Annotated in this window: 13 protein-coding genes; 4 read left to right on the plus strand and 9 right to left on the minus strand. The window is 65.2% G+C overall.

Going from position 1 to position 24102, the window contains the following annotated elements; all coding sequences use genetic code 11:
- Nucleotides 1-216: 216 nt before the first annotated feature.
- The 4 genes from G5B31_RS18855 to G5B31_RS18870 all read left to right on the plus strand — a co-directional run bounded on the left by G5B31_RS18855 (nt 217) and on the right by G5B31_RS18870 (nt 3137).
- The gene (locus G5B31_RS18855) at nt 217-936 is read left to right on the plus strand and encodes a ParA family protein (protein WP_131389182.1); all 720 of its coding nucleotides are present in this window, start codon (nt 217-219) and stop codon (nt 934-936) included.
- 247 nt (nt 937-1183) lie between these two features.
- Nucleotides 1184-1594, plus strand: a complete 411-nt coding sequence (locus G5B31_RS18860) for a hypothetical protein (RefSeq protein ID WP_240904491.1) — start codon at nt 1184-1186, stop codon at nt 1592-1594.
- A 157-nt stretch (nt 1595-1751) separates the two neighbouring features.
- Nucleotides 1752-1922 carry a hypothetical protein gene (locus tag G5B31_RS18865; RefSeq protein ID WP_018065929.1) on the plus strand — a complete coding sequence of 57 codons (171 nt, stop codon included), beginning with the start codon at nt 1752-1754 and terminating at the stop codon, nt 1920-1922.
- Nucleotides 1923-2036: 114 nt separating this feature from the next.
- The gene (locus G5B31_RS18870) at nt 2037-3137 is read left to right on the plus strand and encodes a Fic family protein (RefSeq protein ID WP_131389178.1); all 1101 of its coding nucleotides are present in this window, start codon (nt 2037-2039) and stop codon (nt 3135-3137) included.
- 19 nt (nt 3138-3156) lie between these two features.
- Here the strand turns inward: G5B31_RS18870 and G5B31_RS18875 are convergent, their stop codons facing one another.
- The 9 genes from G5B31_RS18875 to G5B31_RS21285 form a co-directional block, all read right to left on the minus strand.
- Complete coding sequence (locus G5B31_RS18875; protein WP_018065927.1) at nt 3157-5328, minus strand: UvrD-helicase domain-containing protein; 2172 nt, start codon at nt 5326-5328, stop codon at nt 3157-3159.
- Nucleotides 5325-11726, minus strand: coding sequence for a DEAD/DEAH box helicase (locus G5B31_RS18880; RefSeq protein WP_165019760.1), 6402 nt, complete (start codon nt 11724-11726; stop codon nt 5325-5327). Before G5B31_RS18880 ends, G5B31_RS18875 begins: the two co-directional genes overlap by 4 nt.
- A gap of 26 nt (nt 11727-11752) precedes the next feature.
- A complete protein-coding gene (locus tag G5B31_RS18885; protein WP_165019761.1) occupies nt 11753-12601 on the minus strand; it encodes an ImmA/IrrE family metallo-endopeptidase in 849 nt (282 codons plus the stop codon).
- Complete coding sequence (locus G5B31_RS18890) at nt 12598-17550, minus strand: Eco57I restriction-modification methylase domain-containing protein (protein WP_165019762.1); 4953 nt, start codon at nt 17548-17550, stop codon at nt 12598-12600. Before G5B31_RS18890 ends, G5B31_RS18885 begins: the two co-directional genes overlap by 4 nt.
- Before the next feature lie 4 nt (nt 17551-17554).
- Nucleotides 17555-20506: a DEAD/DEAH box helicase gene (locus tag G5B31_RS18895; RefSeq protein WP_165019763.1), complete on the minus strand. Its 2952-nt coding sequence runs from the start codon at nt 20504-20506 to the stop codon at nt 17555-17557.
- A 73-nt stretch (nt 20507-20579) separates the two neighbouring features.
- Nucleotides 20580-21440 (minus strand): WYL domain-containing protein, encoded by an 861-nt coding sequence (locus G5B31_RS18900; RefSeq protein ID WP_165019764.1) that lies wholly within the window; start codon nt 21438-21440, stop codon nt 20580-20582.
- Nucleotides 21441-21604: 164 nt separating this feature from the next.
- Nucleotides 21605-21865, minus strand: a complete 261-nt coding sequence (locus G5B31_RS18905) for a WGR domain-containing protein (protein ID WP_165019765.1) — start codon at nt 21863-21865, stop codon at nt 21605-21607.
- A gap of 85 nt (nt 21866-21950) precedes the next feature.
- Nucleotides 21951-22883, minus strand: coding sequence for a DUF2493 domain-containing protein (locus G5B31_RS18910; protein ID WP_165019766.1), 933 nt, complete (start codon nt 22881-22883; stop codon nt 21951-21953).
- A 358-nt stretch (nt 22884-23241) separates the two neighbouring features.
- On the minus strand, nt 23242-24102 hold an 861-nt coding region (locus tag G5B31_RS21285; protein ID WP_165019767.1), incomplete at its 5' end, for a toprim domain-containing protein.

A 24102-nucleotide genomic window follows, 5' to 3' on the forward strand; every position in this document is an offset into this window, starting at 1 on the left:
TGTCGCGCGTCATCTGGGGACCGCATCGCGCGGACGGGAGAACGCCAGGTGTCACGAGCGTGGTGCTTTTCGCTCCCTGCGCGATGCACCATGGACCCCGCATTCCGCCTGAGGCAGCCCGCATCCCGTCTTCTGCTTGACGCCGTCGCGCGCGGGGGTTAGCGACGATGAAACATCTTTGCTGCGTTTCACTATTCTTGTGAGAGGTCCGCCCCCATGCCGAACGACAATCTCGTGGTGATCGCCGCGATGGCCCGGAAAGGGGGGAGTGGCAAGACCACGCTCTCGCGCGCCCTGATCAGCGCTGCTGTTGCCGCTGGCCGTCGCGTCCTTCTGATCGATACCGACAGCACCGGCGTGCTTGGCACCTGGCACAAGCGGGCTGAAGCCGCGGGGCTGGGATCACCGCTCCTGCGCTCGGCAACCGTCGAAAGCGTGGGGGCCGTGGATCGCCGGATCGAGCAGGTCTATGCGGCGGGATCGGCCGATTTCATCTTCATCGACACGGCCGGCGTCGGGGCTGAGTGGTCGGACGGGATCGCCATTCTGGCCGATCACATCGTGACGCCTGTGATGCTCTCGACTTCGGATCTCGATGTCGGCGCGCAGACCGCCGACTGGTTCGAGAAGCTCCGCGCCCGCGTCGATGACCCCGACAGCCTGCCCCGCCACCACGTGGTCCTGAACATGGTCGACCCCAAGACCACCCGTGCCGATGCTACCCTCATTGAGGCGGCGATCGCGCGGTTTCCGGTAGTCGAGACGGTGATGATGCGGCGGAACGTCTACAAGGAGATGGACGAGAAGGGCCTCCTGCACGCTGTGGCCTTGCAAAAGCAGGCCGATCCGAACCCCCTCATGCGCCCCCATGTGCGCCATGTGGTGGAGGCCCTCGAAGAGGCGACCGACATCCTCAACAACATCCTGGCCGCGTGAGGACGGGGTTGTGAGGAAGAAGATCCCGACCATCACACGGCCCGACCCGGCTTATGCTGCATCCCTGCGTCCAGAGGTGGGAGAAGACCCGGGAAGGGAAAAGGTTCTGCGAACTGAGACGAAGGCAGAACCTGCAAACGTCGAGCCTGTGGTCTTGGACAGTCACGCTGTTTCGCCGCCAAGTACGCAGCCTGCGCCCGCTTCTCAGCCCAGCCAGGAGACAGCCGGGCGTGCAGCATCCGCTGCCATGGTATCTCCCATCCGCCCACGCCGCATTCCGGCGACGCGCAAGATCGACATCCGGGTGAACGCGCTGGAACGGCAGGAGGAAGCCCTGATCGACTGCGGCGTCGATCCGGCCCATGTCATCCGCGCCGCCCTGCGCCGTGCAGTGAAGAACTGGGAGCTCGGGCCCGACTTCATCCCTCCCGCCGAGGAGCGGCGCACGCGGATCACCGAATGGCGTGCACGAACCTCGCTGGCAGTCGATGACGCCACTGTGACCACCCTCCTGCGCGCCCACGACCCGCTCAACGTGATGAGCAAATGGACCCTGATCCGCGGGCAGTTGGAGCCCCGAGTCTGGGCCGAGATCGACGCTATCCTGAGCGAGATCGCCGCCTATGCTGCGGTGCCGCACGGAGATGACGAAGTCTAACCCATTGTTTAGGCGCGTTTCCGCCAAGCATCCGATCACAATTTTCCCGAAAGCACCTGTTCATCTTGCAGTTGCAGAAACCAGTCATTAACAACCCTGCCAAGGATAGAGTGGCCTCCTTTTTCCCGGTGCAGAGGTCCAGGTAGAGGAGCAGATTATGTCCAACACAGCCCGCCTGACAGGCGAACCCATCATGCGCATCCTCTGCAAGAAGACCGACGCCCTTGTGGGCTATCTTTACCAGTGGAACAACGGCGACCTCCAACCGGCATGGATCAACGAGGCCATGGCCGAGGTCCGCTACGAGCCCATGGTACAGGCCGCCTGAAGCGGGGAGACGCCCAGCTGGTTAAACGCCAGCGCTCGGGATGATGCATAGAATTCGCTTTCATGCATCATGAGTCGCCATTATTGTGAGTTATAGAAACGGATCCTATAGCTCATGCGCTGGAACTGGAATCAACCCGACTGGCCGAATTTCGTCTATGACAGCGCTGCCATCGAACCTCTCGAGCGGCGGTTCCTACTGTCATCCGGCGAGATTCTCGGCGCCGTCCGCCATGTGACCGGCAATGAACGCGACCGCCTGCGCATCGAACTTCTGAGTGAAGAGGCGATGCGGACAAGCGCCATCGAAGGCGAGGTGCTAGACAGGGGCAGTGTGCAATCCTCCCTCCGGCGGCAATTCGGTCTGATCACTGACGGTGCGCCATCGAAGCCCAAGGAACAGGGCGTCGCAGAGATGATGGTCGACGTCTACTCGACCTACGGCGCGCCTCTGACCCACGAGACCCTCAGCCGATGGCACGGGATGCTCCTGGCACATGACCGCGGGCTCGAAACCATCGGGGCCTACCGGCGACATGCCGACGCGATGCAGATCGTCTCCGGTCGCATCGACCGGCCGACGGTGCATTTCGAGGCGCCGCCCTCCGCGCAGGTCCAGGGCGAGATGGACGTGTTCGTCGACTGGTTCAACCGAACGGCGCCAGACGGCACAACGCCCCTGCCAGCACTAACCCGCGCGGCGCTTGGGCACCTCTGGTTCGAAAGCATCCATCCCTTCGAGGACGGCAATGGTCGCCTCGGCCGCGCCTTGGCGGAAAAGTCCCTTGCGCAGAACATCGGCCAGCCGAGCCTAATCGCGCTGGCCTATACGATCGAACGGGACCGGAAAGCCTACTACGACCAGCTCGAAACCCACCAGAAGACGCTGGACGTAACCGGCTGGCTGATCTGGTTCGCCGAGATCGTTCTGAAGGCGCAGCAGGTAACGCTGACACGGGTCGCGTTCTTCATCGCCAAGGCGAAGTTCTACGACCAGTTCCGTGATCGACTGAACGAGCGACAAGCCAAGGTGATTGAGCGCATGTTCCGCGAGGGGCCCGACGGGTTCAAAGGCGGCCTCAGCGCCGAGAACTACATCGCCATAACCGGCACGTCACGCGCCACCACAACGCGGGACCTGCAGGACCTGGTGGAGATGGGCGCGCTTAGCCGTACCGGGGAGCGGCGCCATACGCGGTATTGGCTCATGGTTTGAGATAAAACCGCTACAATCATCAGACCGTGAAAATGCCAGTTGGCGTCCCCGACCATGAAATGCGGAGAGCTTTTTTCGCCCGGGTCGCAGCGACATGCAGGAGGGACCGGTACTGCATGATAATGTCCTCCTTATCTGCCGGATCCACGGCGGCCCGGAGCGCACCCGGTGGCGGGAAGGCCGCCTCGGACAGGAAGGGGATCGCCACGGCGAAGAACTCGAGCCCCTTCGCCCGGTGCATCGTGGTGATCCGAATCCCCGGAACGGACCGGTCGTCCGCACCGGACTGGAGCATCACCGTCTCGATACCGGCCGCGCGGAGCGCCGCCTGAACCCGGTCCGCGTCGGCGCGACGCGCGCACAGGACCCCGATGTCGGAGAGGCGGATCTGGTCGGGCGGCAGGGCCCGGACCCAGGCCACCAGCCCGTCCAGCTCCTCCGCCTCTGTCCGGCACCCGACCAGCTCGGGGGCGGCCCCGCGCATGAGGCTGACATAACCGCGTAGGGTATCCGTCCCTTCATCAAGATCGTCAACGCTGACCCCCTCGAGAACCGAGACCGCCCAGGCCCGGATCTCCTGCGTGGTCCGGTAGTTCAGGCGGAGGCGCTTCGAGCGGCCGCGCACGTTGATCCCGCAGGCGGACATGGCGGCCCGCCGCCCATAGATCCGCTGATGCGCGTCGCCCACGATGAAGAGGGAGTTCCGGTCCCCCGCCGGGGTCTCGGGCATGATCGCGCGGATCAGCCGGAACGCCTGTTCGCCCATGTCCTGCGCCTCATCGACGATGACCGCGCTGTAGGGCAGGTTCGGCGCTTCGGAGGTCAGGATCTCGGTCGCCTCGCGGTAAGCGTCGTCAGGCTCCGCGAGCCCTTCGCTGATCAGCCGGGCCCGGTAATCGGCGAAGATGTCCCACAGCACCGCCCGCTTCTTGCGGTCGAGAGGGGTGCCCCGGCCGGCCCGGGACGCCTTCAGGTATCCCTTCTGATCGGTCAGCCCCTTCGCCTGGACGATCTGCGCCCATTCCGCGCGAACGAACGGCTCAGACAGCCCCTCGGGCAGCTCGTGATCATCGAAGACCTCCTTCCACACCTGGTCCAGCCGGTCCCGCGCCTCGCCGAAGAAGGCGACCTCGCGGGCGAAGCTCTTGCGCTTGAGGAACTGAGAGACCCAGCGGTCGAGGTTGATCACCTCGATCCGGGGCGGGCGGGCGTCCAGATGGTCAGGGCACAGGGTCCGGAGGTTCGCCTCGATGTCATGCGCGAGGCTGGTCGTGAAGGTGGTCAGAAGGACCCGCTGGCCGGATCGGGTCGGATCGTTTTTGATCTGGTCTGCAAGGTGCTTGGCCCGGTGCATCGCGACGACAGTCTTGCCGGTACCAGCCCCGCCCCGGACCAGAACCGGCCCGTTGTAGTCCCGGTAGGCGATCTTGCGCTGTTCGGGGTGCAGGAACACGCGCCAGCCCTCAAGTCCCTCCTCGAAAACGCGGCGCAGCTCCTCCTCGCTTTCGGGAATGAAGATGGTCTGGCGGCTCTGCTCGGTCTCGATCAGCTTTCCGAAGGTCAGCTCCGCGGCGGGCTGCTGCGGTTCCGCGTCCGGTTCCGCGCCGACCCCGGTCAGGGACTGGATTTCCTCATCCGCATAACCGGCCGCGACCGCGTAAAGGATCTGATAGGTGAGCGGATCGAACCGGTCCTCCGCGCCTTCCAGCGCCTCGATCGTGGGGATCTGACGAACGGCCGTCAGCTCCTCCTCCGGCACGCCGAGGGCGCGCAGCCTTGCATCCGTCACCTCGTCGAAGAGGCGAGGAGCGTAGGTATCCGGCGTCGCCACCGGTTCGACAACCGCGTCCACCTCCTCAATCACCCGGATCCGGTTCGTTTCCGGGTCGAGCTTGACCCGGCGCCCTGCCGCCCAGCGGTAGGCCTTGTCGTGCTCGTTGACATGCACGAACATGATGTCGCGGCCGACCTCGAAGGCGATGGCCCGATACCCCTGGTCGACCCGCATGGACTTGATCGAGCTGTCCCTCGATCCTTCCACCGTTTCCAGGTTCAGCCCATTCGCGGACGGGTCCGACATATACTTGGTCATCAGGTCCATGAACCGGAGCGCAACCCGGTCCGGCAGTTTCCGCAGGCTCTTCATGCAGCCGATGTCGTAGGAGACCCGCTTGGTCATTGTGTCTGTCATGTCCGTGCCTCCTGAAGGGCCGTGATAATTCGCGAGACCGTCTCCCCGATCTGATCGGTTTCCGGATCAAACGGGATCAGCGCCCAGCCGACCCCCTCAAGGGATGTTTCGGCAACCGCGACGCGGGTATCCGACCATCCGAATTCCATAGCGCCCACCACGCGTCCGCCCGCAACCAGATCGTCCCCGAAGTGGTCCGGCCCGGGCGCCTCGGCCGCGATCAACGCGTCAATCAACGGGTGGAACGCGTCGTCGCACAGCGCCCGCGCCTCTTCCCAAGCGGCCAAGCCGGGGCCCTGGTCCCCCTGGTCGACGGGTTCCACCATGTCGGGTGGGGCCAACGTGTCCAGCCCGTCGAACTCGACATGAAGACCACGCACGCCCTGGAACAGGTTCACGATCCGCCAGAGCCCGCGCCAGGCCTCCGTGTAGAGGGTTTTCGCGGCCGGAACCTCGCCCGGATCGGGCAGGACCGAACGCAGGAGAAGACGAAGGTCGCGATCCGATTGGGCCCATTCGGTGGGCGAGATCTTCTCACAGGCCAGATAGAGATCGAGCGCCCCGACCCCGACCTGTTCCACCGCCTGTGTACCGGAGAGAAACAGGCGCCCCGCCTCTGAAAGAGCCGCCTGCCGGGGAAGCTGGTCGATGGGGCGACCGCCCTTCACGAGGCCCCGGATCAGGACGGACCGGATCACCGCATCCCCGTCCGCATCCCCGTCCAGAAGGCGCCTCAGTGCATCGAGCGTGCTGATGGTCTGAAGCGTCCGGACCGCCTCTGCATGTGGGGCGAGCAGCGGATGCGCCAGCGCACGCCCAAGGGGCCCGGTCATCTGCGCCCCGAGGGCGGTTTCAGAGAGCGGGTTCAGGTAGCCCTTGTCCTCCGGGTCAAGATCGCGCCAGGACAGGGTCCAGACCCGCACCTGCCCGGACCGGATCATCAACATCCGGTCCAACAGGTCCTGGGCGACCGTACCCGCGTGGTACTCGATCCCGTCCATTTCGATGACGATCGGTAGGCCGCCGCTGCGGCCAACCGGGGTGAGCAGGAAGTCGACACGCTTGCGGGGCAGGCCCCGGAACCGCGCGTCAATCTGCACCTGCGGCTCGATCGTCCAGAGGCGCGGCGCGTCCGGCCGACCCGCGCGCAGGACGAACCCACGCCGTCCACCCGGCAGCACCTGCGGCGTCAGCGCCCCGTCTCCATAGAAGCCGGAAAGGGCGCGCAGCAACCGCTTCTCCAGCACGCTCTCGACCAGCGCGCCCCGAATTGACGCGTCGATCCCGGTCTCGGTCTGGGTCAGGCTGTCCCATTTCTCGAGGATCGCCTCCATCATCTGCCGCGCCCGGTCCCGATCTGGCTCGCCGGGCCCGAACTGTGACCGGTAGGGCTTCACACAGCGGAAGCACCCGTTCCGGTCCGGCTCCTGGTTGCAGGGGCAGTCCCGGAGCGCCTCCGCCGCGCGGCTGACAACCTCGCGCATCGTGTTCGGATGTTCCGCGATCTGACGCAGATAGCCTGATCCGCCCGGCACGGAATCGTAGAGGTAAAGGCTGCGAACCGTGGTCATTCCGTTCAGCTGCGCCTGGAAGATGGTGGACCGGATATGGTCGACCTTCCCCGCGAAGTGACGCCGCATCCCGAGGTTGATCGCCGCGACGAAGCTTTTCAGGTCATCATCATCCGCGTCCCCGACCACCGGGATCACGATCCGGATCGCCTCCGTGTCGAACTTTCGCATCAGGAACACGCCGGTTTCCCACTGCTCGCGAAGCAGGTCCTCATCCCGCATGACAAGACAGTTCGGCGGGTGCGTTCCGCGATCGTCCTCGCCGCGTGGGGGACCCTGAAGCGACCCGCAGTGGCGACAGATCCGGAACGGCTGTGCGGGCCGACGCTCGCCCGCGATCCGCGGCCCGGGGAGGGTGGACTTCGTCCCGAAGTTGAAGTCGCGGAACGTGCAACTGGGCAGGAATTCAAACCCGAACGGGGCACCGTTCTCCCGGCTGGTGAACCAGGAGGCGGCGATGTCTTCCGGTCCATGGAAGGGCATGAGAACCCGGTCGAACTGACGCTGGTCCCGCTGATCCCCGTCCCGGATCGCCGCCTTTTCCTCGCTGTCGATCGCGATGACAGACTTGAGCTGGACCACGTCATGCGCGGAGCCGCTATCCGACCACATCTCGTCCCCGCATTGCGGGCAGGTGCGGGTCTCGGCGCCCTCAATCCGGTGCGCGACATGCGAACAGGCTGGGCAAAAGGTCCAGCGGGCCAAATCTTCCTTGCCGATCTCGATCCGGTCGATCTGCACCTGGCGCCCGTTGGCGTAGAAGAACTGGCCCGGCGCGAATTCCGACAGGGCGGAGCTGGCGGGCCGGGAGTATTCGACGTGCAGAAGCCCGTCCTCGTCCCGTGCTGTCGCGCCATCGTTGCGCCGCGACAGGATCGACGTCAGCTTCACCCCTTCTTCGGGGAAGGCGTAGTTCGGCAAGATTCCCTTGTCGGTCAGAAACTTGATCACCGGCACATCGTCGATCCCGCTTCGGATCAGACGGTTGATCTCGGTCCGGTCCCGGGTCAGGTCCTGTTCACGACGCTCATATTCTTCATCGGTCAGCTCGGCCCGGCGCTTCTTGAGCCGACCAAGTTCCTTGGTCGCTTCCTCGCGCTTTTCCACCAGCCGGGCCCGTTCGGTGGCAGCCCCGTCGAAGGCCTCCCCGACGCGCCAGCCGATCGATTTCGGGTCCGTTCCGGTCAGGTAAGATCGGATCCGGTCGGCCAGATCCGTCCGGTCCTGCACCTCTTGCGGCAGGCCAGACAGGAACCGGTCTGCCAGTTCCGGCCCGGTTTCGCGAACCAGTTCAAGCCACTCAACCGGGAACCCTTCGGTCGCGCCGGAGGCCCGGCGTTTCAGCACGTCCCGGACCTTCCCGTAATCCCCGCTCTCCTTCGTGGCCGCGACATAGGCGTCGAGGGTATAGGCGGTCACCTGACGAAGCAGCACCTCTTCGGCCGCGAGGAACACGCCCGGCGGCCGGACCTGGCCTGCCAGCATCGGGGTTGGGTCTTCCCAGAACTGGAGGTCATGGGCACGCGCATTCGCCAGCACAATGTTCAGCGCGTTCCCGTCGCGCCGCCCGCTCCGCCCCATCCGCTGGACGTAATTCGCCTCCTCCGGGGGGACCGAGCTCAGAAGCAGGGTGGACAGGTCCCCGATATCGATCCCCATCTCCAGGGTCGGAGTGGCCGAGATCAGGTTCGGGGCCCAGCGGGTTTCGCTCTTGATGAACCCGGTCTCGATCCGCAGCCGCTCATCCGTTTCGAGGATGCCGGTATGTTCTCGCGCCACCACCCGGTGGTTTCGGTCCGAGCGAAGGGCGCGGCGCAGGGCGGGCCGGTCAGCCTGCTCAACCGCTGCTAGGTGCCCGTCACAACCGATCCGCGTACAGGGGGAGCCGATCAGGACACCTGCGTTTTCCGAAAGCCCGGTCTCGCGCCGACCGCACAAGTCGCAGCACAGCCCGATCGTCGCGGTGGAGACGGTGACCCGTTCCGGCACGAGAAGCCAGGCATGCCGGTTCTGCCCCTCGGGCCCGTTCACGCGTCGGACGATGTCGTCGGCCTCAAGTCGGCGCAGGAGGAGCGGATAGATCGCGTCAGGGTCCGCGCCGTAGCGCAGGTCGGACGGTCCGATCAGCCGGAACAGCCAGTCCCGGTACCAGCTCGCGGGGCCGGTCCGGGTGATCTTCTCAAACCCGGTCGGGGCGGCGCCGAGGGTCACCGGGATCGGCGCGAGGCCCCGCCGGCTGTCCGGGCTTGGCAGGGAACCGGTCTTCCCCACGCCCACCTGGATGGCGGCCGCGTACCAGTTCAGCCCGTAGTTCCCTTTCCCGTTCGCGATCGCGCTCTCGAGATAGGGGTGCGCCACGGACCCCTGCCGCCGCATCCGCTGCGTCACCCCGGCGAGGAGCCGGGTCAGAAGGGCCGGGTCGAACTCCGGCGCGCCCGGCAGATCGTTTCGCAGCTCCCGTGCCAGCCGCTCCGCGGACAGGCGCAGCAGATCCGTGGGCACATCCGCCGCCGCCATGCCGTTCAATTCAAGCGTGTGGTTGAAATGCGCCCTGTAGCTCAGGTCGACGAAATACTCCCAGCCGAGCCGGATCCGGATATGGTCGAGAAACACCGGGTCGGTGATGGTGGCCCCGCTTTCGACCAGCTCCCGGTAGCGCCGCCGCCAGGTCAACTCCTTCGGGATGAACAGCGCTGTGAACCCGTCCGGGCCGAGGTCGTTCAACTGGGCGCGCGGGACGTCCTCGATCACCTCTTTCAGGCTCATCGCGCCCGTTTCCGCGGACCGAAGCGCCCCGTAGAGTGCCTTCTGGTAGACCGACAGTGCGTTCCGGGTTTCGGCCACCGCCGCCCGGTGCGCCGCGTCCTGAACCGAATCCGAGAACATCAGGAAGCGCGGTTTTGCCTCGGGGCTCTCTTCGTTCTGTTCGGAGGTGTAAAGGGTACCGGTGATGCCGGTCGTCAAACGCGCCGCCCGCATCCCGAAGAGGAGAAGCCCGCGCGCCTGCCCGCAGGCAGGGCAGGTCCGGTCGATCCGTCCGTTCGCGTCGGTCGGGTTGTACAACCAGACCTGTGAGGCCGGTCCCGGGCCGAGATCCTTGTGATCGGCCGGGGTGAACTCGACCGTTTCCGCGTTCAGGACCCCCTTCACGATCTGACCACCGGCGCCGCTGGCCGGGACCATCCGGTCGATCGACTCGTGATAGATGAGCCGGATCCGGTCCGCCCCGTTCTCGTCGAAGAACTCCTGGTAGAGCTGCTCCAGGTCCGCATGTAGCGACTTCGACCGGGCGTCCTGCCGTCCGAGATGCGCGGTCGCCCCGCACCGGTTGCAGTTCACGACCGGAAGGGCCCGGCAAAGCTGGTCCCTTTCCAGGTCCATTTCATGGAAAAGGTCGATCTGTGAACGGACCCCGCCCGCCTCGAGTCGCGGCAGGGTTGTCACCATCCGGGCCATCTCCCGGATCCAGAGCTGGAGCCTGACGTTGAATAGAGGGCGCGGGCTCTCAGCCGACCCGGACCGGGCCCAGGCGACCAGCCCTACGACCAGCTCGGCGAGCGCAGTCAGGTCTGCCTCGGGCCAGTCACGAAGGACCCGGACTTGTCCCAGCCCAGCCGCAATCGCCTCAAGCGAAGCGGGTCCCTTGTGCTCGGCGATGATCTTCAGGGTCCGCTGACACAGGTGATGCTGGACGAGCCGGTCCCCGAGTGCGATCCGCCAAGCCGGGTCCGCTGGATCACCTGTGTCCAGAAAGGCGAGGTCGGGGTCGGTCCGATCCGGGAACAGACAGACAGCGAGCCGTCGCGCGGCACCCGGCTGGTCCATTTCCGTCGCCGCTCTCAAGGCGCCGTGGATATCGGCGGGATCCGGCCGGTCCAGATACTCCGCGTCGCCGAACACCTCGTTGGGGGATTTCCGGGTCTCCCGGACCACCGCGCCCGCGTCGAACGGCTCGCCGAAGATTGTCTCGGCGTATTGGCGCAAGTCCGTCGCCGCCTCTTCCCCGGAGCCAAGCGTTGCCGACGACCCCACGCAGATCAGGTGTCCTTCCGGGGTGTTCAGCCGGTACTTCAGGCGGCGCAGCAGCAGGGCCAGGTCCGCCCCCTGCGCCCCGTCGAAGGTGTGCATCTCGTCGACCACCAGAAACCGGAGCGTTTCCGGGTCGTTCTGCGCCCAGAGCGGCTTGTCCCGGCCGCGTAGAAGCAGGTAATCCAACATCTTGTAGTTCGTGAGCAGGATGTCCGGCGGGTTCTTCCGCATCGTCTCGCGATGCGTGATCACGCTGTCCTCGGTCACCTCATGCGCCGGGTTCTGCGGCTCCGCGTCCGCATAGATCCCGGCCCGCACCCCGTTCAGCGACGGGATCCGGGTCAGCGCATCCGCAATGCGGCGCGCCTGGTCCGTCGCCAGCGCGTTCATCGGGTAGATCAGGATCGCCTTGATCCCGGGCTTCCCCTTGTTCCGCCGACAGTGGTCCAGGATCGGCCACAGGTAGGATTCAGTTTTCCCCGACCCGGTCCCGGTCGCGACCAGGGTCGAGCGCATCGCCGTCCCGCTCAGCCGGGCAAAGGCGTCCGTCTGGTGCTGGTAGGGCGCGAATTTCAGCGGAACCTCCGGGAAGGGCTGCGCCCACGTCCCCTCCTTCGCCCCGTCGATCTGCCGGAACGGCATGTCGACCGAGATCCACGGCCCCTTCAGGAAGTTCGCGGGCTCGGTGATGAACCGGTCCACCATTCCCTCAAAGGCGGGGCTGGTGCTGTTCAGCGTCGTGTGGACCAGTTCGCGCAGGCTGTCCTGCACATGACGGGCGAGGAGGATCGGGTTCATACTGTCATCACTCCGCCAAACCTGCACTAACGGGCATGTTGTTCAATCCTTCCCGCAGCCCGTGCGATCGCAGAATGACTTACAAATTCAATGGTTTTCTCTTTCAAATAACCATTCAGATATTCAGCCGAGTTCGACTGCAAGCCAAATCGCTTGCAGACGATGTATGTCACCGCCTCTGCTTCGAACTCCCGTACATCCAATTGAGGGGGCCGCCGATCCGGCCACTTCTTCCCGTTCCCGCCCAGATGGCCGAGGTAGACATGGGCCAGTTCGTGGACGAGCGTTGTGAATTGCGCGTTCGTATTGAGGTTCGAGTTGACCCGGACGACCCAGCCCGGTCCTATGGGTTTACCCTTGGCCGTCGGATCCACCGGAACCGCGCGGGCATCACCGGCAAGGGTAGCGGCGAGGCTCACCGATTTCACGTCGATCCGGTCCTCCTTCAGGGCGCGGCGCGCTACGCGGTCGATGAGGCCATCCCGAACCTCGACGGGCTCGCCGAAAACCTTGTCCAGAAGGGCGTCGTCGACCGGGTCCCCGGTTGTATCCGCCAGTTCATAGGCGCAGCGCACCGGGCAGAACGGCCACAGGACGACGATCGGGATCGAAGCCGGTTTCACCGTCCGTCCAATCTCCCGCCATTTGTCGGGGAACGCAATGTAGCGCGCGCCCGGGCGCTGGAGGTCGGCCAGCATCAGGTTGAACGGGGCCATGTGGGTTTGACCCGCGATCCTGTCGAACAGGTCCACCCACGGCGGGCGGGCGCCTGGTTCGCTGGCGGCGCGGTAAAGCTCGTCGATCCGGTCCGCCGTATCGCGCAGGATCGCGTCGATCCCTTCCTCGAAGGGAAGTTCGCCCTGCCGCCCCGTCATTCAGCGGCCTCTTCGGATTTCAGCCGCTCGAAATGGGCCCAGGCGCGGCGGTAGTCCTCGATCCGGTCGCACCGGGTGAAGGGGCCGACGAAGTGGCGGGTGACGGTGCGGGGGCCGCCGGGCATCGTGTCGTCGATGGCGGTGCAGGTCAGTTCCGTCGGGTTGTCGGCGAGGATACGCTCCCAGGCGGCGCGGCCGGGGCTTTTGCCGCGGTCGTCGAGCCAGCCGACGCCGGGCAGGCCCTTGGAGCAGGTCCAGACGATCCGGCCCTTCTGGTCATACCAGGTGCCCGCCTCGTTCTCCTGAAGGACCGGGAAGTAGATCCGATAGATCTCGATCAACTGGTCGAGTGTCAGGCCGAGCGCCTGCGCGACCAGCACGTCAATCTCGACAAGCGCCATGCGGCGGGCGAATTCGGTCCGGAGGCCTGCGGTTCGGTCCCAAGTGACCGGGCCTTCGACCGGACCTTCGAGGTGGAGTCGGGGGTCAGGGGAGGACCACGGGAGGACATCAAGTGTGGTAGCGTGGCAGTTCCAGAGGTCGGCGTAGGCCGAGGTGATACAGGCGAGTCGCAGGGAGCGGTGCCTGGCGGTATCCTCCAGTTCTGGAAACGGCCATCGGCCTATATCAGAGGCAAAAAGATCACCGCGTCCGTTTGCCTTGACCAAATAGTCGAACGGGATCGAACAAGCGAACGAGTGTATTGCGAGAGAAACTGAAACGTCCGCACAAGCGATGCTTTCAACCTTGTGTATGTGCGCCGCGCCCGGCGGGATCATCGCACCGATCAAGCTGCGCTCTCCGTTTAGAGCAATCATGTTCCGAAACGCCACGCGATAGAAATCGGCGTGGCCTTTCGTCGGGTCCCAGCGGCACTGGGTCATCCGGCTCCGGTAATCTTTCATCTCCAGCGCCGGACCGTAATTCGTGCGCGGCAGATAGTCTTCAGGCGCGGTGGTCAGGTCGACAACGAGGTAATCCGCATTTGTCCGTGAGATCGCCTTGGGCGTCTTGTAAATCGGGTTCCCGACGTGAAACAGCGGTCCCTGAAGTATCATCTGATCCGCTGCTCGGAAGCCAGTCTCACGCCGGATTGTCCCGTCTTTTTGGGCAGCCGTTTCATGCCAGTGGGGCGACTGTTGCCACAACGGAATTTCAATTATCCGCTCTCCAGCACCCGCGCTCACCGAACGCTCGATCCGTGGGATCGCGGCGTCGAGTTTTGGAAACCGCGCCATCTGGCGGAAGACGTCCAGGGTTCGGGCCGAATAAGGCTGAATGAACCGGGCCTCTTCAACCGCGACCGTCTCATCTTCAGAAAGGGCATGGATCACCGCCAGCGCATCGCGGTCGATCCGCATCACGCGGTCACGATGGCCGCGGGTGTCCCAGTTCCCTTCTGAATTCTTGATACTGGGGACCGGGCCGATCCCGTCCTGATCCGCATACGAATCTTCGACCTGTGCGGCTGTGAAGGCGTAAGTGAATTTCTCGAAATCTGGCGCGCGCTGCTCGCCGCGATAGATGTTCAGGCTGAATCTGACGTTGTGATCAACCTCCATGAAGTTCCGCGATTTCATCCGGTTGATGAATTCGAAATGCTTCGCGATCCGCGCATACCAGTGCCGCCGGAACACCCCCGACTTCGGGTCGCCCAGATGCCCGTCCTGATGGATCAGCGCCGCATAACCCTGCTGCGCGACCAACCGGAACGACAGGTCGATGAAGCAGCGATAGAGGTTGTTCGACCCGCCCCCGGCAAAGGGGTTCATCACCTCGGACGAAGTTACCTCCATCGCCCCCCGAGTCGACACGAAATCCTGTAGGAACGCCTCGACGGCCGGAACCGTCCTCCCCTCGCGCCGCACGGGCGGGGCCTTAGGCAGCGCCTCGGGCAGGACCTTCTTCGCGTCCGACGCCGACAGCCCCGCATGAAGCGGGTCGATATCCGCCAACACCAGCCCCTCGTTCCACGAGGGCTTGGCCCAGGGCGGGTTTCCGACGATGACGTCAAACCCGCCGCGCGCCTTCATCACGTCGGCGAAGATCAGGTCGAAATGCACGAAGCGCTCGCGCTCGGCCACCTCGACCGCCGTCTTCAGCCAGTCGAAATTCTCGATCAGCGCCTCGACATTCGTTTCCCGGAACAGCCCGTCCTGCCGCTTGGCGGCGGCCTTGAACAGGTCGCGGGCGGGGGCGTCGGGTTCCAGCAGGTCGAGGAAGTCCGGGGCCGGATCGGCGAACTCCGACACGCTCGGCGCGGCCAGCGATCCGTCAGCGGTGAACCCGCCCTCAAGGATCATCGCCATCCCCTGAAGGAACTCCGCCCGGCCGGGCAGAAGGTCCGCCTTGTCCAGCGGCCAGAGCCAGAGGGCGCACCACGCGTCCATCGCTGTTTTCAGCCGCTTGTAGGGGAGCGTGTTGGTCGCGTGGTCAGCCCCGGTCAGGTGGGCGTTCAGGCGAGCCTTTTCGTGGAAGTCTAGCCGCTTGTTCCCCGGCATGACCTTGTTCGGCCAGAGCGTGATCTCGTCATTCGCGGCTGCGCGCGTCTTGGCGAGGTCCTCGGCCACCTGCTCGAACAGCGCCTCGGCGACCCGGCTGAGCTTCTGGACCAGCTTGATCTCGTGGGGTTCGAGCTTCTTGAAGAAGCCGTCCTTGCGCCACGCCTTGATCTGATCCTGCGCGGATTTCGCGAAGGGGGCGATCGACTTGTCCTTGTCGAAGTTCGCCATGTCCTTGGCGGGGAGGAGCCACTGCCAGACGTGCCCGTCCGGCAGGCGTTTGCGCCAGCCGATCTCATCGGGCTTCCCGTTGAACCACAGGTCGCCCTGCGCCTTGGCGCTGAGAAGCGCGGGGGCATAGGCGGCCCGGCGCGCGCCGATCAGGGAGTTCCCGGCGTGAAGCTGGTCCCCGAACCAGGGCGAGAACTCGCTCCCGTGCAGGCTGTTCAGCCACAGCGAGATCGCCCCCAGTTCGACGGCGATCGGGTTGAGGTCTACCCCGAAGCAGTTCCGGTCTGCGATGTAGGCCCGGACCCGCTGCTTCTCGAGGACGATGTCCTCCTGCGGGATGGTCCGGCCCGTCGCCTTCTGTTTCCGCTCGAGGTAGAGGTCGGCCAGCTGGTTCGTGGTCTCCACGAGGAAGGCCGCAGAGCCCATCGCGGGTTCGAGGATCTTCAGGTCCAGAAGCTGATCGGCGGTCAGGTCCCGGCACCGCTCCATCAGCGCGTGCTTGACCAGCAACCGGGCGAGGGGTTCGGGCGTGTAGTAGGAGGCGGACTTCTCCCGGTCCCGGCCGGCGAGGCGGTAGATGAAGGTCCCCTTTTCATAGACGAGCGCCTCGGACCCGTTGAAGACGATCTCTTCCGGGGCGAATTCGTTGATCCGGCTGCGGGGGACGAACCAGCTGGGCGCCAGCTTGTCCACCTTATCACGGCGGAACGCGTCCTCCTGTTCGGCCTCTTCCTCACCGAACAGGTCCTCCTCGCCGTCCTCTTCCGGTTCGGTGGCTTCGGCCTCCTCCCCGTCCTCGGCCGCGTCATTCGACCGGCCCTTCCGGGGTTTCAGCTCGATGAGGTCGGTCTTGGCGACCACTCCGGTGAACGAAATCAGGGTCTCATAGACCGCGCCCAACTGGCCGATCCCAAGCTTCGCGTAAGATATCCGGCCCGTGCTCTTGCCGGTGGACCGGAGCGACAGCAGGCGGATCACCTGTTGAACTGCCTCGTTCCGCAGCCGCAGCCCGTTCAGGAGTGGCGTGCTCTCCGGGTCGAGCAGGGAAACCTTCACGGCCGGTAGGCGAAGACCGGACCCCCGTTCCTCATCGGCGAGGTCGAGCCCAGTGTAGAGGAGGTCGAGGGTCCGCTGAAGGCTTTCCCAGAGGAACGTCCCCTCCCGGTCCGCCGTGGTCCGGAGCGGAACGGATTCCAGTTCACGCAGCGCCTCAAGCGAATATCCGGTCGCGTAGATCGGGTTCCGCATGTCGAGCAGGTTCAGACGGGGGTTCGCCTCCGCGTAGAACAGGAACAACAGCCGGTACATGTAACGCAGGCATTCGCGCGACAATTCCGGCCCGTCGATCCAGACCCCGCGCCGGGCCGGGTCCGGGAAGCTGGACGGGTACTTCCCGCCGGTGACCGCAATCACCTCCTGGCCGAGCAGCTCGATCGCGTCCCGGACGGTTCGCTTCAGGGAGGTCGTGACTGCGTTTGCGTTCCGCTGCGCCTCCTCCTCGAGCCGATCCGAGATCGGCGCCCCCTGATCCGGGACGCGCGCCTCTCGGGAGATCAGGCAGGCCATCACGGTGAGCGTGTCCCGGTCCGCCCGGGCGAAGATTTCTTGAAGGTCGAACCGGAGGACGGACCGGGCCGGCCATTTCCTCTTGTCGATCAGCACGATCTGCGACAGGCCGAGGACAAGCACGTGACGAGGGCCGTCGGACAGCTCGAACACCCCCTCGGCGAGGACGGACTCGATGGTGCGATCCAGTAGGGCCGCTTCGCGCAGGTCCGGCGGGAATTGATCTTCGGTGAAGCAGGCGCCCAGTGGGTCCGATGCCTCATCCTCAGGGGCCGGGATCGGCGCCTCGATTACCCACAGCGCGTCACGCCCGCTCGCATCCGGGGCGCGGGACACAAGCGGGATTACCGGCGCCCCGTCGAGAGCCGTGTAGGCCCCCTCGCGCCGCCACACGTAGCCGAGGGCGGTCAGCACGTCGTGGTGCGCGTCCCGGACCAGTTCGGCGCGCCGGGACCGATCCGAACTGTTGCGCACCTGGCGCAGCGCCTCGACTGTCGGGCCGGCGACGCGGGCCAGCCGCTCAACCGGATGGGCGGCCCGGTCAAGACCGGCCCAGCGGGCGGTGATGTCCTGAAGCTCCTCTTTCAGCACGTCCGAAAGGGTCCCGGATGGGAAGAACTCGGCTTCGTTTTCGATCCCGATCAGGTCCATTCGGTCACCCCAAAAACACAGCTTTGACGTCGACATGCGGGTTCGGGTCCGGAATCATCTTCCGGGTCCGCTCGAACCAGTCTGTCCAGTCATGGAACAGCTTCTCGATCTCCTGTTCCCGCTTTCGGCGGATCGTCAGGCGTCTCTTCTCAAACGGGCTGAGCCCCTCATCAGTCCCGGGCACCTCGCCGAGATCAAGCGTAAGCTGGGCTCGGAACCGCGTTTCCAGAGCTGACAGCCGGTCAAGAACGGCGTCGAGGTCGCGCTGGATGTCCGCTTCTCGCGCCTTCCGCAGATCGACCAGGTGCGTCTGGAACCGGTCCACCGCGGCCGGGATCACCGCCTGCGCCGCCGAGAGGTCCTCCAGGGGGCGGCTCGGGGTGTCCCCGGCGAGCCGGGTCCGTTCCAGAAATGCGCCCACCTCCTCGATCCGCACGGTCCCGTCCGCCGACCGGATCACCACGGCCCACCGGTCCACGACCGGGGCCCCGTTTGCGTTCGGGATCGCACCGTGAAGGACCACGGCCACCTCCCCCGCGGGCAGGCGTCCCTGTAGCGACGCTACCGGGGCGGCGTGCTCCGGGAAGAAGGTGCTGGCCTGGTCTGCGAACCATTGCAGGATCGGGTGCCCGTCCCACAGGAATTGAACGGTCGGCCAAGCTCGCTCCTGCGCCTTCGCGTCGTTGATCGCCTGGTTGATCACTCCGGATTGGTCGGTCAACTCGATCCGGCCCCCGGGGCCGACCGCTTCCTCCGGCATGAACCGGCTATCAACCGCCCCTTCGCTCGCGTAACCGAACCCGTCGCGCGCCCGCATGTCGTCCGGGATCGGGAGCCGGATAACCCGGTCCTCCGGGAAGATCCCGGGCTGCTCCGGGAAGATGCGCCCCTCCGACCGGGAGAGCCGCTCAATCATCGCCCGGGCGTAGCTGAACGTATCCGGGTAGAGGCGCGGCGGGGCCTGATCCGTCGGGGGTGCCGCGTCGGCTGGAGCCGGGGCCGCGTAATCCCCGAAGAGGGCCGCGAACTCATCGTCGACCGACATGTGGGTGACGGCCTCCGCGGCTCTGGCGTCCATCTGGCGCTCGAACGCCTCCGCGCCGATGCCGGTGGCGACCGCCTCAGCGACCACAGCCTCTTCCCCGTCCGCGTCCCCCGCGCCGAGGAACACGGCCGGGTCACCAACGCCGGCCTGGGCCGCCTCGTCCTTTGCGACCAGCTTCTCGAGGACCCACATCTGCCGCACCTTCGGATGCGTACTCTCGCCGACGAAGTAGCTGATCTGCGGGGGCCGGTCCTGACCGTAGCGGTCGATACGGCCGTTGCGCTGCTGGAATCTCAACAGGGACCAGGGGAGATCGAAATGGATCAGCCGGTGGCACTGGAAGTGGAGGTTGAGCCCCTCGGACGCCATGTCGGAGGCGATCAGGATCCGGATCGGTGATCGCTCCTGACCGAACGCCTCAATCACCTCCTGGGTCCGAACGTCCGCCTCGACGCTTCCCCCGTCCACCCGTGCCACCTGGTCGGCCGAAAGACCCAGGTCCTCGCGCAGCCGGTCCGCGAGCCAGGACACTGTCGCGATCCGTTCCGAAAAGATGACCAGCCGGTCCCGGGCGGCGCGCCCGGTCCAGTTCAACTGGCGCAGCAGGCGCAGTAGCTCCTGATACTTGCTGAACGCGCCCGTATCGATCGCCGCCACGTGGTCCGCCAGCGCCCGTAGCCGGTCCCGGTCAGCTGGGGTGCCGCGGGCGGTCCCGTTTTCGATACCCCGGATCCGGCGTGAGAGCGTCTCAAAGCAAGCGGCTGGGCTGGAGAAGATCGCCTTGGCGATCGTGGTCCGGAACAGGTCGATCGCGCGTCCCCGGGTCTGTTCGTCATCAAGATCGAGGTGCAGGTCCGCGATCGCCTGATAGGCCACCTCTTCCTGAGGGCTGAGCGGGAAGCGGCGCGGGAACAGCTGCCGTTTCGGGACCTCTCGGCCGATATCGGCGACCACCTCCGGCGACGAGCGGAACCGGCGGATGACAAGATCCTCGATGTCAGACCGGTGCAGCCGGGTCGGATCCGGAACCCGGGTTGGGTCGAGCATCTTGATAAGACTGGCGAAGCTTTCCTGCGATCCATCATGCGGGGTCGCGGTCAGCAGGAGCAGGGAGTCGGTGCGGCGAGACAGGAGCTGCGCCAGCTCCGCCCTCTGCGAGTTCGACCCGGCGACCGACTTCCGTTCGGCGGTATTATGCGCCTCGTCGATGATGATGAGGTCCCAGTAGGAATGTTTCAGCGCGTCCCGGATTTGGTTGTCCCGTTTCAGGGTGTCGATCGAGACGATGGACCGGTCGAACTGATCGAACACGTTGTAATGAGCCGGGATCTTGTTCCGCATCCTCCGGATTGCGGCGCTGTCGAGCCGGGAAAGCGGGATCGAGAACCGGGTCCAGAACTCCTTCTGGAACTGGGTCAGCATGGCCCGGGTCGTGACCACCAGGATCCGATCCGCTCGACCGCGCAGAGCGAGCTCCGAGGTGATCAGGCCCGCCTCCAAGGTCTTCCCGAGGCCAACGTCATCCGCGATCAGGAGCCGAACCCGGTCCTGCGCCAGCGCCCGCTCCACCGGGAGATGCTGAAAGGTCAGATCGTCAATCGCGGCCCGGCCCAGCGTCAGGGGGCGACGCGTTGTCGTCGGTGTCGCCCGGAACGCGGCCGCGAGGTGCAGCTTCGTGTCGATCAGACCGGGGGACGTGTCCGAGACGAGCCTGACCGCCGCGGGGTCAAGGACGCGCGCCCCTTTCTCGAGATCCCAGACGAACCGGGCCTCCTTGTCACGAACCAGACCGTTCAGGCCCCGACAGTGGACCTCCCGGAATCCGCGCTTCAGCGTCGAGGTGCCCAGCACCTTCCAGGTGGCGGAGCGGAGGCTGATGACGGACCCGGGGGTGGGGATTGCTGAACTCATTTGAGACGCACTCTTTTCAATCCAAACCTGGCGAGCCGTAAGTGTTCGACAGCAGACGAGAGAACCATTTTTCTCATGGCGCTGTCGCCTCCAGTGTCTCTCGGTTAAGCAGCACGATTTGCTGATCTTGGGGCGGTCGCGCGCTTGGATCGGTATCCAGTCCAAGCCGTCGCAATGCGTAATAGAGAAGGGCGCGCCTGACCTTGATCGCCGCCTTTCCCCCATCCATGCCGTAGTCGAGCGCAATGACCTTTGCCTGTGTCGGGGAAAGATCAGGATGCGGGCCTATCTCGAGGACCACGTTATCATTCCAATCCGCGTCCGCCGAAGGCACCGCGGCGCTCTCAGTGCACCCACGAATTTCGATCATTCGAGAGAGTAGGAAATCCTTGAAGACTTCGTCGGAGAGACAATAGGCGCGCGCATGCCACCGGAAGCCATCAAAAGCGATGGCATGGGGCGCAATCCAGCGCCAACGTGGCTCAGGGTTCGACAAGGACTGATATTTGACCTCGATCGCCTCCGAACGCCGGATAGCCCCGAGCACTGACCGGAGCGTGACAGGGTCGACGCCTCGCACGGGCGTGGGCGAGGCTGCGTAGGGCGGCAAGTCGGCTATCCAGGAGTCCTCTCTGTCGAGGATACCGTCAGCGACAGACCGCAGCTGGGCCAGATACCTGCTTGCGTCAGGTTCTAGAAACTGTGGCTTGAACCCTGGCCCGCGAACGTAGGTCCGGGCGCTTTTGTCGTAGACCATGTTGTCTGGTGCGAAGCCGATATAGCGATTAAGGTCCATTGAGGCCTGGTTCACCGAAACCCCGAATTGATCCATCAGATCAATGCGGTTCACGTGCCCCTCCCAGAACAGGCGGAACTCGATGAACTCGAGACGTTGCTCGACTCCCCAGCGTAGATCCGACTTGTCGTTCGACACGACTTCCCCCCAAGCATAACCGTGCGCATTAAAACTATGCGCGCCCAATAACTGGGCCTCCGCTGACCCTATGGCTTAGGCTTCGGTTTTTCAACGCAAATCGGGCGAGCACATGACGATAATGAACCGTCAGTGCTTCATGGCGCGCTCGTCTGGTTTCAGCGTCAGTCGACGTACCCACGCCGCTTCTTCACCGCTGCGAGCTTCATCAAAGCCGTGATGGCCTTGCCTTCATCAGGATGGGTCTCGACCATCATCTGCCCCCGAAACCCGATCCGGCCCCATTCGCGCACGAGGCTGGCGCGACCGAAGAGGTCACTTTGCACGCTCAGCCGATAGAAGCGACGCATGTTGCGCGCCGGATCAATCCGGCGCATCTGCACGTCGGTCGGGAAGACATCAAGCTGGATCGGACTATGGTACATGTAGTGATCGAGTGAGGTTTCTTACACAATATCAGGTGGAAGCCTATGCTTCCACCTCGATTTCGCTGCGAGGGAAACAGGGGGCTCACGCCCCCTTCTCGAACTTCATGACCGGGATGCCCAGCTTCTTGGCCTTGTCGGCGAGGTTTTCCTGGATACCGGTTCCGGGGAAGACGAGGACGCCCACGGGCAGCACATCCAGCATGGCGTCGTTGCGCTTGAAGGGGGCGGCCTTGGCATGCTTGGTCCAGTCGGGCTTGAAGGCGACCTGCGTCACGCCCCGAGCCTCAGCCCATTTGGCGGCGATGAGTTCCGCGCCCTTGGGGCTTCCCCCGTGCAGAAGGACCATGTCGGGATACTTGGTCCGGACCTGATCGAGCTTGCCCCAGATCAGGCGATGATCGTTGAAATCGGTCCCTCCGGTGAGGGCGACCTTGGGGCCCGCGGGCAGCATCACCTCGGTTTCTGCGCGGCGCTTGGCGGCCAGGAAGTCGCGGCTGTCGATCAGCGCTGCGGTCATGTGCTGGCGGCTCACCATCGAGCCGGTGCGGGGGCGCCAGGTGGAGCCCGTGTGATGGACGAACTCGGTCGCGGCGTGATCGCGCATCATGTCCATGCAGTTCCGACGTTCGATCAGAGTCAGGCCTTCGGCCGTCAGGCGCTCGAGTTCCGTGGATTTCACCTCGGAGCCGTCCTGCTCGCGCTGGAGGCGGCGCTGCGCCTGTTCGTTCTCATCGAGCGACCGCTCGATCCGGGCCGTGGCGCGGTGGAAGAGGTTGACCTGGCCCCAGAGCACCTCTTCGAGGTCGGGTTCCATGCGGGTGTCTTCCAGGGTCGCAACGAGGGCATCGAAGATGTCGGCGACGGCGACCGCGAGGCGCTGCCCATCGGGCATCGGGCGCGGATCGGGCTCGTCGAAGGGGCGGTAGCCATAGAGCTGCAGCTCGTCGAGCGCATGGGCGGTCTGGGATGCAGTGTGGGCGGGTTCATACGCGTCGTCATGGGTGTGGATCGTCATCGGTTTTTGCCTCCGGGCCTGTCTCGTCCGCGCGTCATCCCGCGCGGCCTTCATGGGCTGCGAAAGCCGTCACGGGGGACGCCCCTTCACCCCCTTTCGGGGCCGGAACGCATGTGGAGGAGGACGGGGGGCGGCTGATTTGTCTCGCGATGCAAAGGCGGCTCTGCCGCCGGCGGAAATCAGTCGCCCCCCGTCCTTGAAGGGCGGCACCTTTGACGGCCGCCTGCCCATCTCTTGAAGGCCGTGTGGGTGACGGGTGGATGAGGTTGCCCGGGAATAGGCAAAGCGACAGTCCAGAGCCACGACAGGGATGTGACCCCTGCCCCGCTGTCTCTTGCCCGCCCCTGCGCGACGCTGCTCAGCCCAACAGGCGCTGCTGATCCTCAGGTCCGATCTGCACTGCCAGATGCTGGCGCAGCGCGTCCTTGCCGGTCGCCCGGAGATCATCGTTGAAATCCCCGAGCCGCGGTTCCAGCACCCGAACGGCAATCCCGACCTCGGTTGCTCTGGCGCTCAACCTCTCTGCCGCGCCTCGCCCCGCCGGATCGCGGTCGATGGCGATGTAGAGGCGCTGCAGCCCCTCCGGCAGCAGGACCGCCCCGAGGTGACCGGACGAGAGCGCCGCCCAGACGGGAAGGCCGGGCATGGCCTCGACAAGGGACAGCATGGTCTCGATGCCCTCGCCGACCACGAGGATGTCATCATGCGGGGTCAGCCTGACGGCATTGCCGAGGAGGTGACCCATGGCACGCCTCTGCGTCTCGACCCGCGCTTTTCCCTGTCCGTCAGGCGCGAGCCAGGTGCGATGCACACCCTGCAAGGCCCCTGCCCCATCGGTGACCGCGGCGATCAGCGCCGGTCTGGGGAGGCTCCGGGTCTGGCCCTCATCCCGATGCCAGCATTTCGGGTGGAAGCGCAGGGCACTCATCACTCCGCCCTGGGTCAGGCCCCGGGAGCGGAGGTAGGTGTCGGCAAGCGTGCCTGCGACCGGCACCGAGGCTGCGAAGAGCCGCGCCGCCGCTGCTGGTGTGCTACCGGGTGCCTTCGCCTTCTTTGGCACCGGCGCATCCGGGAGGACCGGCTGCGGACGGCCCAGATGCGCCCGGGCCTCAGTGAGAAGATCGGGAAAGCGAGAGATCCCGGTCCTCTCGCGGATGATGTCGAGAAGATCGCCATGCTCGCCCGTGGCTCCGTCGGTGTTATGTGGAATTCCACATAA

The organism is Rhodobacter sp. SGA-6-6 (genome assembly GCF_011043545.1).
In the GTDB taxonomy this organism is placed as follows: Bacteria; Pseudomonadota; Alphaproteobacteria; order Rhodobacterales; family Rhodobacteraceae; genus Pseudogemmobacter.